At 38.0% G+C, this 14,387-nt stretch carries 18 protein-coding genes and 1 pseudogene; 18 read left to right on the top strand and 1 reads right to left on the bottom strand.

Going from position 1 to position 14,387, the window contains the following annotated elements; translation table 11 throughout:
- Window positions 1–7 precede the first annotated feature (7 nt).
- On the top strand, window positions 8–550 hold the full coding sequence (locus IGJ55_RS13445) for a dihydrofolate reductase family protein (RefSeq protein ID WP_069639000.1): 543 nt from the start codon (window positions 8–10) through the stop codon (window positions 548–550).
- 108 nt (window positions 551–658) lie between these two features.
- Here the strand turns inward: IGJ55_RS13445 and IGJ55_RS13440 are convergent, their stop codons facing one another.
- Window positions 659–1,423, bottom strand: a complete 765-nt coding sequence (locus tag IGJ55_RS13440) for a DeoR/GlpR family DNA-binding transcription regulator (protein WP_429948824.1) — start codon at window positions 1,421–1,423, stop codon at window positions 659–661.
- Between the two features lie 306 nt (window positions 1,424–1,729).
- Here IGJ55_RS13440 and rpiB point away from each other — a divergent pair, with 306 nt between their 5' ends.
- The 17 genes and pseudogenes from rpiB (at window position 1,730) to IGJ55_RS13355 (ending at window position 14,383) form a co-directional block, all read left to right on the top strand.
- The gene (rpiB, locus tag IGJ55_RS13435; RefSeq protein WP_069639002.1) at window positions 1,730–2,179 is read left to right on the top strand and encodes a ribose 5-phosphate isomerase B; all 450 of its coding nucleotides are present in this window, start codon (window positions 1,730–1,732) and stop codon (window positions 2,177–2,179) included.
- Window positions 2,180–2,205: 26 nt separating this feature from the next.
- Complete coding sequence (gene fsa / locus IGJ55_RS13430; protein WP_069639003.1) at window positions 2,206–2,850, top strand: fructose-6-phosphate aldolase; 645 nt, start codon at window positions 2,206–2,208, stop codon at window positions 2,848–2,850.
- A gap of 70 nt (window positions 2,851–2,920) precedes the next feature.
- Window positions 2,921–3,715 (top strand): triose-phosphate isomerase family protein, encoded by a 795-nt coding sequence (locus tag IGJ55_RS13425; RefSeq protein WP_429948826.1) that lies wholly within the window; start codon window positions 2,921–2,923, stop codon window positions 3,713–3,715.
- Window positions 3,703–4,086: a dihydroxyacetone kinase phosphoryl donor subunit DhaM gene (gene dhaM / locus IGJ55_RS13420; RefSeq protein WP_069639005.1), complete on the top strand. Its 384-nt coding sequence runs from the start codon at window positions 3,703–3,705 to the stop codon at window positions 4,084–4,086. Before IGJ55_RS13425 ends, dhaM begins: the two co-directional genes overlap by 13 nt.
- Window positions 4,087–4,103: 17 nt before the next feature.
- Window positions 4,104–4,526, top strand: coding sequence for a Lin0368 family putative glycerol transporter subunit (locus tag IGJ55_RS13415; RefSeq protein WP_069639006.1), 423 nt, complete (start codon window positions 4,104–4,106; stop codon window positions 4,524–4,526).
- Between the two features lie 15 nt (window positions 4,527–4,541).
- Window positions 4,542–4,883, top strand: coding sequence for a Lin0368 family putative glycerol transporter subunit (locus IGJ55_RS13410; protein WP_069639007.1), 342 nt, complete (start codon window positions 4,542–4,544; stop codon window positions 4,881–4,883).
- A gap of 18 nt (window positions 4,884–4,901) precedes the next feature.
- The gene (locus IGJ55_RS13405) at window positions 4,902–5,891 is read left to right on the top strand and encodes a dihydroxyacetone kinase subunit DhaK (RefSeq protein ID WP_430606632.1); all 990 of its coding nucleotides are present in this window, start codon (window positions 4,902–4,904) and stop codon (window positions 5,889–5,891) included.
- An 18-nt stretch (window positions 5,892–5,909) separates the two neighbouring features.
- Entirely contained in the window at window positions 5,910–6,674 is a 765-nt protein-coding gene (locus tag IGJ55_RS13400; RefSeq protein WP_430606631.1) for an SDR family oxidoreductase, read from the top strand.
- A gap of 85 nt (window positions 6,675–6,759) precedes the next feature.
- Window positions 6,760–7,413 (top strand): dihydroxyacetone kinase subunit DhaL, encoded by a 654-nt coding sequence (dhaL, locus tag IGJ55_RS13395; protein ID WP_069639010.1) that lies wholly within the window; start codon window positions 6,760–6,762, stop codon window positions 7,411–7,413.
- Between the two features lie 15 nt (window positions 7,414–7,428).
- On the top strand, window positions 7,429–8,241 hold the full coding sequence (locus IGJ55_RS13390) for a transketolase (protein WP_430606630.1): 813 nt from the start codon (window positions 7,429–7,431) through the stop codon (window positions 8,239–8,241).
- Window position 8,242: 1 nt separating this feature from the next.
- On the top strand, window positions 8,243–9,169 hold the full coding sequence (locus IGJ55_RS13385) for a transketolase family protein (RefSeq protein WP_430606629.1): 927 nt from the start codon (window positions 8,243–8,245) through the stop codon (window positions 9,167–9,169).
- A 170-nt stretch (window positions 9,170–9,339) separates the two neighbouring features.
- A complete protein-coding gene (locus IGJ55_RS13380; protein WP_207121063.1) occupies window positions 9,340–9,786 on the top strand; it encodes a CopY/TcrY family copper transport repressor in 447 nt (148 codons plus the stop codon).
- Between the two features lie 38 nt (window positions 9,787–9,824).
- A complete protein-coding gene (locus IGJ55_RS13375) occupies window positions 9,825–10,025 on the top strand; it encodes a heavy-metal-associated domain-containing protein (RefSeq protein WP_207121064.1) in 201 nt (66 codons plus the stop codon).
- 199 nt (window positions 10,026–10,224) lie between these two features.
- Window positions 10,225–12,324, top strand: a pseudogene (locus IGJ55_RS13370) (BglG family transcription antiterminator).
- 21 nt (window positions 12,325–12,345) lie between these two features.
- Window positions 12,346–12,651 carry a PTS sugar transporter subunit IIB gene (locus IGJ55_RS13365; RefSeq protein WP_069639016.1) on the top strand — a complete coding sequence of 102 codons (306 nt, stop codon included), beginning with the start codon at window positions 12,346–12,348 and terminating at the stop codon, window positions 12,649–12,651.
- Window positions 12,652–12,680: 29 nt separating this feature from the next.
- Window positions 12,681–13,970, top strand: coding sequence for a PTS sugar transporter subunit IIC (locus IGJ55_RS13360; protein ID WP_069639017.1), 1,290 nt, complete (start codon window positions 12,681–12,683; stop codon window positions 13,968–13,970).
- Between the two features lie 17 nt (window positions 13,971–13,987).
- A complete protein-coding gene (locus IGJ55_RS13355; protein WP_430606628.1) occupies window positions 13,988–14,383 on the top strand; it encodes a tetratricopeptide repeat protein in 396 nt (131 codons plus the stop codon).
- Window positions 14,384–14,387 lie beyond the last annotated feature (4 nt).

The raw sequence follows: 14,387 nt of genomic DNA, 5'->3' as shown, positions 1-14,387 counted from the left end.
TTTTTTTGTGAGTAGAGAAGTTATTTTATATATCGCAGCAAGTGTTGATGGATATATCGCAGAGCCAGATGGTAGTATTGATTTTTTAGGTGGCGGGATTGAATTAGTAGAAGAGGATACTAGTTACCAAGAATTAATGGAAAAGATCGATACAGTGGTGATGGGGCGAACGACTTATGATCAAGTAGTCAATGAATTATCTCCAGAGCAGTATCCCTATGAAGAACAGCTATCTTATGTCATCACGAGTCATCCAGATAAAAGTACAGACAAGCTGTTTTTTACAAATCAAGGGCCCGTAAAGTTGATTCAGGAATTAAAAGAACAAGAGGGAAAAGCAATCTGGGTCGTTGGTGGCGCTAGTATTATTGCACCTTTAGTGGAAGCAAACTTGATTGATACCTATATTCTGACAACAATCCCAACGATTTTAGGAAAAGGGATTCGGTTATTCAATGAGTTGAATGGACCGGTTAGTTTACAAGTTGAGCATGTATATGAAAAAAATGATCTGGTATATACTACCTATTCAACAAAAGCTCATTCATAGGTTATAGCAACACTGTAATTCAAGGTATTTTCTCAAATATGAAAAAAACCTAGCTCCTGTCTATCAAAGGCAAAAGCTAGGTATTTTATTACGAATAAAAAAATTGATTTACAAAATTTTAACATCATTTTCATAATATTTTTTAACGTCATCCAATAATTGATCATCCGTAATCAACACTTCTAATTGATTTAATTTAGCAAATGTTGCAATTGATTTTTTCTCAAATTTAGTACTATCGATCAATGCGATCGTATGTGGTGCAATTTCTACCATACGTTTTTTTAATTCCACTTCATATAAATTAAAATCAGATAAACCTTCAGAGGAAGAAATCGCGTATGCCGAAGTAAACAAGGTATCGATATTTAGCTTCTTCAAAATCTCAATCCCTAGAATTCCTTCAACCGCATTGGAAGAGCCCTTAACAACACCACCGATTAAAATCACCGTCAAATTAAAATTTTCCTTCAATAACGACGCTGTCCGGATACCATTCGTTAAAATCGTTAATTTTAAATCAGATTGATCGATCAATTTTGCCAACTCATAACAAGTTGAGCTAGCATCTAACACAATACATTCACCAGGTTGAATATAAGCTAAGGCTTTTTTGGCAATCTGTGTTTTCTTATCTATATTCTTTTGTTTGCGAATATCATAATTTTTGTCTATTTTAAGCGTTTCATCCTCTTTGCTGCGAATGGCTCCGCCATGTGTACGAATCAAAAGATTATTCTTACTTAAATAGTTTAAATCAGAGCGAATCGTGGCTCTGGAGACATTTAAAACTTCTGTTAATCCATTAACAGATACAGACTCTTGTTCCTGCAATAGGGACAAAATCTTCTCTCTTCTTTGGTCTGTATACAATTTTTATTCCTCCTTAACTCCTTATGTTAGCTAAAGTATACAGGATTAAGGGTCAAATGACAAATTTGTTGTCGTTTACTTTCGTTTTTTGTCTTATAAGAAAAAATGAAACAATTCATTCACTCTAAAAGTTTAATTGTTCTCTCTGAAAAAGGCTATATTGACCTAATCTCTAGACAGATTACTTTTAATTTTTGTTTTCGATAACTTTCTTTTTTATTAAAAACGAAAACAAACGAAAATAAACGTTGACAAAGTGAAGGTTAAAAGCTAATATGAATGTAGACAACGAAAGAGGTGGAGAAAATGAAAATCGGGATCGGCTCAGATCACAATGCATTTGAAATGAAAAATCAATTAAAAGACTATATTGCAACCTTAGGAATAGAAGTAATCGATTTTGGCTGTTTTTCACCAGACGAAGTAGATTATCCGAATATTGCTTTTGAGGTAGCCAAAGGCATTAATGAGGGCAAAATTGAACGTGGCATCTTGGTTTGTGGAACAGGTATCGGCATGGCGATGGCTGCAAACAAAGTTCCGGGAGTTAGAGCAGCGCAATGCCACGATACGTATTCAGCAGAGCGAGCGCAATTAAGCAATAATGCGCAAATCATTACCATGGGGTCAAAAGTTATTGGCATAGAAGTGGCAAAAAAAGTTGTATCAGAATATCTTTCGGTAAAATTCGAAGGTGGAAATTCTGCACGAAAAATCGATCAAATTATGCAAAAAGAATCCGAATTTAGCAAGTAAACCCACAAAGAAAGGGAGCGAGACAGATGAAATTTTTTCTTGATACAGCCAATGTTGATGAAATTAAAAGAATCAATGAATTGGGTTTAGTGGATGGAGTAACAACAAATCCGACAATCATCTCTAAAGAAGGCCGAAATTTTAAAGAAGTCATCATAGAAATTTGTGAACTTGTAGAAGGTCCTGTAAGTGCAGAGGTCATTGCACTTGACACAGAAGGAATGCTCAAAGAAGCCCGCGATATAGCCAAATGGGCAGAGAATGTTGTGGTAAAAATTCCTATGACAGAAGCAGGTTTGAAAGCGGTTCATATTTTGAGTAAAGAAAATATCCAAACCAATGTGACGCTTGTTTTCACCGTTGCCCAAGGATTGATGGCAGCCAAAGCAGGGGCAACGTTTATTAGTCCATTTGTAGGTAGACTGGATGATATTGGAACAGATAGTTTAGCCTTGATCAAAAATTTAAGAAATGTATTGGATCAATATGGTTATTCTACTGAAATTATCGCCGCTAGTATTCGCAATTTGAAACATGTTGAAGAGGTTGCTGAATTAGGGGCAGACATTGCCACGATTCCTGGCAGTATTTTTCCAAAACTGTGGTCACACCCATTAACAGATGCAGGCATTGCAGCCTTTATGAAAGACTGGGAAAATTTTACTAAGTAAGAAACGAATTCGGAATCTTTAAGTAATGACAGCTTAAGGATTCCGAATGAAAAGAAAGGAGGAGCGAGTGATGACGAAAAGAAAACCGATTGTGGGAATCAGTTTAAAAATGTATCAAAATCAATTAAAAGAAGCGCAACATTTTGCTCAAAAAATCTCTGAGTTAACGGGACAAGTCGAGGCAGTTGAGCAATTTATGTGTCCGGGTATGGGGGTTCTTTATCCAGTCTCTGTATTGCTCCGTGAAACGAACATTGGGTTAGGTGCACAAAATATGGCACCGGTTGCTTATGGCGCCTATACAGGAGAATTTTCGATTGATTCTTTACTGGATATGGAAGGAACCTACGTCGAATTAGGACATATCGAACGACGAAGGATTTTTGGTGAAAGTGATGATATGATCAATCAAAAAGTGTTATTGGCCTTAGAAAAAAAAGTAATACCCGTTCTTTGCATTGGGGAGTCGGAACATAGTGAGGATTATGAAGAAATCAAAAATTTGTTATTGAAGCAATTATTCCTAGCATTGAATCAAGTCCCGCATAAACAAGCTGAAAAAGTTATTCTAGCCTATGAACCAGCTTGGGCAGTCGGAAAAACGTTGGCAGCAAGTGCTGTTCACGTCCATGCAGTTCATGGAATTATTAGAGAGTGTCTAACAGAGTTATATTCATATGAAACAGCTCAAAAAACACGAATCATTTATGGGGGTTCTGTTTCTCAAGAAAATGTTCAGTTGATTGTTTCAGATGAAAATGTTGATGGGGTTTTTGTCGGACGATTTGGTCATGATCCTGAGCGCTATGCGAATATTGTGAAGACCGTCAAAATGATCAAGGAGGGTAAAGGATGTTTGGAATAATTTTGGTTTCCCATAGTCAAAAAATTACAGATGGCACAAAAGAAATGATTGAAGAGATGACAGGTGAATTAGACGGTGTGCGGGTTATTTCAGCAGGTGGGACAGGCGATGGACGTTTAGGAACAAATTCAGTGATGATTATGGACTATATAGAGAGTTGTCGGGATTGCGAACATATTTTAATTTTTTGTGATATTGGAAGCGCTATTTTGAGTTCGGAAACAGCGATCGATTTAATTGAGGATGAAGGGCTAAAAGATAAAGTAGAAATCATGGATTGCCCTTTAGTAGAAGGAGCCTTTGCTGCTGCGGTTCAAGCATCCGTTTCACAAAATAAACAACTAGTTGTTGCAGAGTTAAGTCATTTATAAAGAAAAGGAGCAAAACAATGAAGTTCATACGAGGATTGATCGGCTACACGATTGCGGGCATGATAGTGATGGCGGTTTGGGGACAATTGGGGGCATTCGGCATTTTTGGTGGCTACTTAGCCGCGTTTATCATTATTGGTCCGATGTGGTTTATGAATCATTTCGTTAACTTAGTCGGAAACGAAGATGATGCGGCGTTTGTTGATATGGGATTAGCAATTGGGGTCTGTGGTATTATGCGAGACACATTTATGAATGGGACAGAAAGCCTCGTCTCTTCGTTACCAACAATTGGTTTAGTTATTATTGGGGCTGTCATTGGTGGAATTGTTGCAGCAGCGATTGAAAAAAGCATGGCAAAAGAGACCGAACATGAAGCAACTGCGCCAGAACCTGGCATGACAGAAAAAGAATTAGATCGTTTAGCAGAAACAGAATAAAGGAGGGAATCAAACATGACGATTAGTTTAGGGATTGCAACAGTTTTAGGCGGCTTTTTATTTCCATTTGCCGTTCGAATGATCTGGGGAAAAATGGTTGATCAGTGGGGTGCAATTGGTGGTTGGATGGCAGCGGCATTTGTTGTGGGAACTGTGTGGTGTATCAATCATGGGATTTCGACACCGATGATCACACAATCTGGAACAGCCTGGGTCGATATGGGGTTAGCAGCCGGAGTTGGTGTTTGGGTTGCGTCAGCTTTAACTGGAGGCAATGTGAAAAAGTCGTATAGAAATGTCTTAGCAGCTGTTTCTGGCGGTATTCTTGGTGGATTCTTATTGTCATTATTTTTATAAAATGAAGGAGAGATTTAGATGAGAAGATTAGTAAACGATGGCTATGAAGTTGTCGAAGAAATGTTAGAAGGTTACTGTGCTGCACATGAAGAGTATGTTCGATTTGCTGATAATAAAAGAGTATTAGTTAGTCAAAAAATGAGTGAAGAACCTAAAGTACGTGTGATTGTCGGCGGTGGCTCTGGTCATGAACCTTTATTTATCGGCTATGTTGGAGAAAATTTTGCAGATGCTTCGGTTGTTGGTAATATCAATACTTCACCAGCCCCAGATGCCTGCTATGATGCGGTCAAAGCTGTAGATAGTGGCAAAGGCTGTTTATTCATGTACGGTAATTATGCTGGTGATGTGATGAACTTTGATATGGGTGTAGAATTAGCTGCAGAAGATGGAATCAGAGTAGAAACAGTCCTGATTACAGATGATGTCTATTCCGCTAAAAATGTACCGGATCGTCGTGGTGTTGCAGGGGATGTACCGGTCTTTAAAGTTGCCGGAGCAGCAGCTGCTAAAGGCTACGATTTGGATAAAGTCAAAGCTTTAGCAGAAAAAGCGAATAGTAACACTTATTCGATGGGCGTTGCCTTATCCTCTTCAACCTTACCAGTCACAGGAAAAGCTATTTTTGAAATGGATGAAGGAGACATGGAAGTTGGCATGGGGATTCATGGTGAGCCAGGAATCAAACGAAGTAAATTAGAACCAGCTGATAAAGTCGTAGATCAGCTGTTGCGCTATATTTTAGAAGATGCACAGGCGAAGGCTGGTCAAGAGTACCATGTCATGGTCAACGGCTTAGGCGGGCTACCTGTCATGGATTTATATGTTTGTTATCGACGCGTGGCAGAAGTATTAACAGAGAAAGGCATCGTTCTCCACAGACCATTAGTTGGAAATTATGCAACATCAATGGATATGGTAGGAATGTCGATCACAATCGTTAGATTAGATGAAGAATTGAAAGAATTGTTGGATATGTCATGTGATACGCCGTATATGAAACTTTAAAAAAGGAGAGTACAAAAAATGGAGTATAAAGGATATGATATTAATTTTGGTTTAACGGATAAAGTAGCGATCATCACTGGAGGGTTAAGCGGAATCGGTGAAGCAATCGCAGCGCTTTTTGCACAAAAAGGGGCTAAAATCGTTATTTTTGATATAAAAGACGAGACAGAACAACTTGTTTCAGAAAAATTCAAAGAAAATGGCCTTGGGATCAAAGTAGATGTCACCAATAAAAAGAATGTAATCCAAGCTGTTACTACAGCAAAAAGTCATTTCGGCAAAATCGACATGCTCGTCAACTCGGCTGGTGTCGCTTTACTAGATGATGCTGAAAATCTGTCTGAAGAATATTGGGACAAAACATTTGCGATCAATGTAAAAGGCAGCTTTTTAGTCGCACAGGCAGTTGGAAATGAACTAATCAGTGGCAATGGTGGGAAAATCATCAATATGGCTTCACAAGCAGCAGTCGTGGCATTAGATAATCATGTCGCTTATTGTGCAAGCAAAGGAGCCATCGTTTCGATGACAAAAGTGCTGGCCTATGAATGGGCGCAATATGATATTAATGTGAATTGTATTTCTCCCACGGTGATTTTGACGGAATTAGGGAAAAAAGCTTGGGCAGGTCAAGTTGGTGAAGAGATGAAAAAACAAATCCCTGCTGGACGTTTTGGCTACCCAGAAGAAGTGGCAGCTTGTGCACTCTTTTTAGCAGCTGATGCATCAAACTTGATCACTGGAGAAAACCTTGTGATCGATGGCGGGTATACGATCAAATAAGGACCTAGGTATTGAGTAATAATTGTTTTAACTGATTATTACTTAATACCTAAAAGAATTTTATTTTAGATAGGAGTAATGAGCTATGACAACAGAAGTAATCGCAAATAAAACCTTTTTTAAAAACTCACTTATAAAGATGGCAGAGCTATCAGAAGAGCAAAGAGATTATTGGACTTCTTTGGATTCGAACATCGGAGATGGGGATCACGGAATCAATTTGAGCATTGGCTTTCGCGGTATTTCTAAAGAAATCGAAGAGCTGGATCAGACAACAGAAGATATTCATTCATTACTCAAAAAATCTGGGATGATTTTACTGTCTAAAGTAGGCGGAGCATCAGGACCTTTATACGGCAGCTTTTTCATAAAAATGGGCAAAGAGGTTGAAGGGAAAACAGAAGTAACCTTCCCAGAATTTGTAGAGATGCTTCAGTCTGGTATTGATGCCATTCAAGCCCGAGGCAAAGCAGAACTACAAGATAAGACAATGTTAGATGCACTGCTGCCAGGGATTGAGTATCTACAAGCCCATAAAAATGAGGAAGATTATCTGACAGTCATGGAAAAAGCAATTCAAATGATGCAGGAAGGAGCCGAATCTACTATTCCATTAATCGCTAAAAAAGGTCGGGCAATGCGCCTTGGTGAACGAGCAATAGGGCACAAAGATCCTGGTGCTGAATCTTCTTGGATGTTGCTGAACGTTTTTTACGAAGAAATGAAAAAGAATAACTAAAGCAGGATGTGTGGCATGGAAAAGTTAGAAAAAAAAGCGCAAGAATTGAGAAGGATGATTATTGAATCATTAGCGGCTGCAGGATCAGGACATCCCGGTGGTTCCTTATCAGCAATCGACATTTTAACAACCTTATATTATCAAGAAATGACGATTAATACGCAGAACTATGAACAACGAGATCGAGATCATTTCATTTTATCCAAAGGACATGGTGCCCCAGCCTTATATGCGATATTAGCAGATAAAGGTTTTTTTCCAAAAAGTGATTTAATGACATTACGTAAATTTGGCAGTCACTTACAAGGACATCCAGATAAAAATAAAACCTATGGCGTTGATGCATCAAGTGGTTCATTAGGTCAAGGACTATCAATTGCCAATGGGCTAGCATTAGCGAAAAGAAGTAACGATAGTGACTGTTTTACCTTTGTGCTGCTAGGTGACGGAGAACTTCAAGAAGGGCAAGTTTGGGAAGCGGCGATGAGTGCGGCTCATTATCATTTGAATCGGCTCATTGTGCTGATTGATCATAATGGCTTACAGATCGATGGGACCAACGAGGCGATTATGGGCGTTAATGATATTGGAGCAAAATTTGCTAGTTTTAATTGGCATGTACAGCAGGTAAATGGACACACCATATCAGCTATCGCTCAAGCGATTCAGATGGCAAAAAAAGAAACTGAGGCACCAAGCGTAATTGTTTGTGAAACCATCAAAGGTAAAGGAATCAGTTTTATGGAAAATCAAGTCGGGTGGCATGGAAAAGCTCCTTCACATGAAGAAGCAGCATTAGCCTTGGCAGAGTTAATGGGAGCTGAATAAAATGAAAAAAGCAACAAGACAAGCATATGGTGAAATGTTGGTAAAGCTAAAAGAACATCCAGATTTAGTTGTGCTAGATGCAGATTTATCTGCGGCAACAAAAACAGAAATTTTTGCAAAAGAGAGTCCTACCAAATTTTATAACATGGGGATTTCAGAAGCGGATATGATCGGTACAGCGGCTGGTCTAGCACTAGGTGGCAAACGTCCTTTTGCGAGTAGTTTTGCTATCTTTGCAGCTGGTCGGGCCTATGAACAGATTCGCAATAGTGTGGCGTATCCGCAGTTGAGTGTCACGATTGCTGCGACGCATGCAGGCGTAACTGTGGGAGAAGATGGGGGCTCACACCAAGCAATTGAAGATATTGCATTGATGCGAGTGATTCCGGGCATGACGATCCTCAATCCTGTGGACGATTTAGAAACAGAAGCTGCGATAGAAGCAATCATGGAACATACTGGACCAGTTTATTTACGTTTAGGTCGGTTACCGGTGACCAGAGTCCACGCAGAAAAAAATACGTTTAAAATTGGAGAAGGAGAAACACTGACAACAGGTTCTGACGGAACCATTATAGCAACAGGCTTGATGGTACAAGAAGCTTTGATTGCTGCTGAAAAATTGAAACAGTTAGGAATTGATCTTCGAGTTTTAAACTTTTCTACGATTAAACCGCTAGATGAAAAGCTTGTTTTACAAGCAGCTAAAGAAACACCTTGGCTGATTACGGCAGAAGAACATAGCGTAATCGGCGGCTTAGGTTCAGCTGTCTGTGAATATCTTTCAGAACATTATCCAACAAAAGTGATAAAAATCGGAATTCAAGATCGATTTGGCCAATCCGGGGATCCAGAATTACTGAAAAAAGAATATGGCTTAACTGCTGAGCATTTGATTGAAACAATAAAGAAACTCTCTTTTCAATAAAACAAGATTGAAAAACTTCTGAAAATTTAACGGAAGTTTTTTGTCTATTCACAAATGACTTTCTCCTCTTTGACAAACGTATAAAAAAGAGTTATTATTAATTTAGTGATTGACTACGGATGTAGTTCTTTGTGCTGTTAAGCAAGAGAATAGTAAAAGGGAGACTTTTTATGTCAGAAAAGAAAAAATCATTAAAGATCACAGATGCAGAGTGGGAAGTCATGCGTGTTGCATGGACAACGAAAGAAACGACGAGTAAAGAAGTCACTGCAGCTCTGAATGAAAAGACTGAGTGGAAAAGTACGACAGTTAAAACGTTGCTAAGCCGTTTAGTCGATAAAGGAATGTTGGGCACAAAGCGGACTGGGAATAAGTTTATTTATTTTCCTTTAGTAGAAGAACGCTCTAGCATTGAAATACTTTCACAAGAGCTGTTGACAAAAGTTTGTAGCAAAAAAGTCGGTAAAGTTCTTGAATCCATCATCACTGACAGTTTATTGAGTGTTGACGATATTACCCGATTAGAAACACTGCTTAAAGAGAAACAGAAAACCGCAGTGAAAGAAGTACCTTGCAACTGTATTCCTGGTCAGTGTCAGTGTCATTTAGTGAGTTAAAGCAGTACAATTAAAACAAGGATAAGGAGTGTTTACCAATGGAAAAAACAGTAACGATCAACGGAATGAAATGCGATGGTTGTGTAACGATCGTCAAAGAAAATTTTGAAAAAATTGCAGGTGTCCAATCAGCTAGTGTTGATTTAAAAAATAAATCAGCCGTCGTGATTAGTGACAAAGAAATTTCAAATGATGAGCTACAGCGTTCGCTTTCTGAAACAAAATTTACTGTAGCGTAACGAACAGTCAAAAAAAGTTTAGTTCCGAAAAAAATGGAACTAGACTTTTTTTATGCTCTTTTTTGTATACTAAAATTAGCTTTTTTTATTTGCTCGAAAATGATTACGCTTACATTTTTGCAAGTAAATGTTGCAACAATCTCTACTAATCAATTGCAGCAAACAGCTATATACTGAAATCAGACAAGGAGAGAAACAGATGAAAGATCGAACAATACAAATCCTAAAACGCTTTATTTGGTCAGACTATCCAGTGACTTTAGAAGAGTTAAGTGAAGATTTTCGAGTCAGTAACAGAACTATTAGAAATGAAATTAAGGAAATTAACGAATTTCTAGCAAATCAAGAACTACCAGAAATAAAAACAATCAGAAAAAGAGGAATGTTTTTAGCCTTACAACTAAAGGAAAGAACGAAGTTGGAACCCCTGATTGATGAAAAGAATGAATTTGATTATTTGAATCGGGAAGAACGGATTTTTGACTTGATTTTGGCTTTTTCTTTGTCTGAACAACCTATTTTTTTATACCAAAAAGAAAGTGAGTACCAAATTTCAAAAAGTACGATGGATGAAGATATGCGCAGAGTTCGAACGATTCTTTTGAGGTATGGTATCGAAGTTTTGAGTATGCCAAAACAAGGAATCGTCTTAAAAGGATCAGAGCGAACCATTCGTACGATGATTTATGATTTGATCAATCAAGCGATAGACAATTTGCAGTTTATTGATGAAAGTGAGATGGGACTGACAACTTCAGAAAAGCAGTTATTTCGTTACATGCCTAAAAATATACTAAAAAAAATAGATCAAGTCTACCATCAATCAATTTCTCCACGAGAAGATATTTATCGAAATCATTCTGTTATGTTCACTACAGTTTGGCTGAGTCGTTATTTTAGGCAGGAGTTGATCGTGACGTCATCTTGGGAAATAGCGGATAGTGTTCAAAATAAGATTCGGTCTTTTATAGATCAATTATGCTGAACACTTGCAGTTAGACCGCCAACAGCTGAAATAAATTATATTGTGTTTATGTTAGAGACGATTCAAACAGGCAGCATGAGTACTTCTGTTGAATGGGTCCAAGCACAATTGCTATCGATCCAGCTCATTCAATCTGTCGAACAAGCGACAAAAATACCCTTTTCAAAAAAAGAAGAATCACTACACGAAGGATTATATCGACACATGGCTGGTTTGATCAATAGAGTCAAAAGTGAAATCCAACTTTTAAATCCTTTAAAAGAAAACATCAAGCGCTACTATGCTTCGATATATTTAGCCATAAAAAAATTTGCACCAACGATCGAAGCTATTACGAAAAATGAATTGAGTGATGATGAAATTGCCTTTTTGACGATTCATTTTTCTACATCGGTTAGTGCGATCAATCAAGAGTTGAAATACACGTACAAAGCAGTTGTGATCTGTAACCACGGAATAGCAACAGGAAAATTATTAGCAGAAAATCTAAAAGAGTTATTCAACATTGAGGTAGTAGCTGTTTTAAGTTCTGGAGAAATGGAACTGATCTCAAAACTAGATGTCGATTTGATTTTTTCAACAGTCAACTTGACCTATCAAGAATTACCGATTCTAGTTTTGGATCCGATCATTAAAGAAGAAAGTCGTCAAAACATTCAAGAATTTTTAGAACGAAATAAACAAGTTCAACGCTTGATCAATAATGGGAAGGATTCTACAGACTTATTTTATGCAGTACTTGATTTGATCAAGACAAGTGGCGGAATCGTTTCTAGTGAAATTTATCAAAGTTTAGAAGAAGCATTTGATAAGAACAATTTAAAGATAAATAAAAAGGAGTTGCAGCCGATGCTGAGAGATGTCTTAAAACAAAGCGATATCTTATTATTAGAAAAATGTCCAGATTGGGAGTGTGCGATTCAAAGCGTTGCGCGTCCATTGTTAAAAGACAAGAGTATTGAAGAATCCTATATCAAGGCTATGATTGCCTCAGTCAAAGAGTTTGGTCCATATATTGTGATCGGAAAACATTTAGCTTTGGCTCATGCACGACCAGATGATGGCGTGAATAAACTAGGAATCAGTGTCGCGACCATGGCCGAACCCGTTGTATTTGGAAATGAGGAGAATGATCCGGTAAGTATTATTTTTTGTTTAGCCGCAGTCGATTCATTTTCTCACTTGAATATTATGAAAAGCTTAATTGAATTGATCAATGACGAGACGAAGATAAACCGTTTAGCTCAATGTACGACTGTAACAGAATTTGAAACGATTTTGTATGAAGAAAGTATGAAAGAAACACAAAAATAAACAAGACAGGAGCAAATCATCATGAAAAAACTAACGATTCTATTTGTTTGTGGTGCAGGATTGGGGAGTAGTTTTGCAGCGCAAATGGCGGCAGAAGATGTGTTAAATCAAAAAGGAGTCGAGGCAAAACTAGAGCATACGGATATCTCATCGGCTGTTTCTATGAATCCGGATATCATTATCACTGCTCAAAATTTCCAATCACAATTCGAGAAATTTAGCATTGATGAGGAAAAAACAGCGATCATCTATTTGAAAAATATTGTATCAAAAGTGGAAATTGATGAAAAAATCACACCCGTTTTACAAGCAAAAGGCGCAATTTAGCGACAAAAAATTAATGGAGGGATTTTAACATGGGGGTAGTCAATTTTATCATCGAAAATATTTTAACACAGGCTTCGATTACAATTAGTTTGATTGCAATGCTAGGATTGATCTTACAAAAAAAATCGATTGGGCAAGTTTTATCGGGCTCATTGAAAACACTGTTAGGGTTTCAGGTGTTGAGTGCAGGTTCTAGCATTATCGTAGGGAGTTTGACGTATTTTGGTGAGATTTTTACAGAAGGGTTTCATATGCAGGGAATCATTCCATCGATCGAGGCAATCAACGGCCAAGCGATGAATGAACTGGGGTTAGGTCGAGACATTGCGTTGACCTTTCTAGCTATTTTTGTTTTTAATATTCTCATTGCCCGTTTTACAAAATGGAAATATATTTTCTTAACAGGCCAAGCGATATTATGGATGGCAACGATGACGACAGTCTTTGGTTACTTTGCCGGTCTTCGTGGAATAGCCTTGATCATTGTAGGTGGCTTTATCGGTGGCGTTTTCGCCGTTGCAATGCCAGCAATCGCGCAGCCTTTTATCAGAAAAATCACTGGCTCAAATGATATTGCTTTAGGTCATTTTTGTACAATTGGCTATCTATTTGAAGCAGGAGTCGCTTGGATTTTTGGTGAACGTGGTGAAAATAAGAAGTCAGTAGAGGATCTTAAATTACCGAAATCCTTTGAATTTCTTCAAGATACCTATTTGTCTGTAATGGTTGTGATGGTGCCATTATATATCGTGACGGTGTTATTCGCAGGAGAAACATTTGCTTCGACATTATCAGGTAACCAAAATTATATCATGTTTGCTTTCCTACAAGCGATCCAATTTGTTGTTGGAGTGTATGTTTTATTAGCTGGTGTACGCTTATTACTTGGAGAAATCGTACCAGCCTTTAGAGGGATCGCGATGAAACTTGTACCAAATGCCATTCCAGCATTAGATTGCCCTGTATTTTTCCCATATAGCCCAAATGCAGTGATTTTAGGCTTTATTACAACTACGATCGGGGCTGTCTTAGCAATGTTCATTTTACCGACATTTGGCTTAGCAATGATCTTGCCAGGTATGTTGACGAACTTTTTTGCCGGTGGAACTGCTGGGATTTTTGGAAATGCGGTAGGTGGAAGAAGAGGCGCGATCATTGGTGGCATTGCCCATGGCTTTTTCATCACATTATTACCAGCCTTGTTAGTCACGATCTTCAACAGCATGGGCTTTGTCAATGCCACAGCGACCGATGTAGACACCGTTACCGCAGCGCTTCTATATGCTTGGATCATTAGTCCAATCATGAGAGCCTTTTAACAATAGGAGGGAACAGCATGTTTAATTTTCTCAAAAAGAAAACTGTTGTGAAAACAGAATCTGAAGCGCAACTAACAGAAGAGCAGCAAGATGAAATGCGCAAAAAAATCGAACAAATAAAACGAGAAATCGATACTCCAGAATTAGCGGATAAAGAATTAGCTGAAAAATATGAGGAACTTGGGCTATTATTGGCCCAACTAAAAGAAGACGAGCAGGCGATTGCTATGCTAGAAAAAAGCCAAATCTATAAAAATAGTATCGGAGCAGGCTATAAAAAGTTACTCAATTTATACAATCAAAAACGTGCAGAAGCTGCCAGAAATGGAGATGATGGGGGAATCGATCACTGGATGAACAAAATGGATGAGATGCGACAAATTGCAAAACAAGTTACGATTGGTGGCAAATAAAATC

It is taken from the genome of Enterococcus sp. AZ170 (assembly GCF_050545135.1).
GTDB classification, from domain to species: domain Bacteria; phylum Bacillota; class Bacilli; order Lactobacillales; family Enterococcaceae; genus Enterococcus_L; species Enterococcus_L ureilyticus.
Note: the sequence above shows the minus strand (reverse complement) of the source record. Positions and strands in the feature narration are given on the sequence as shown.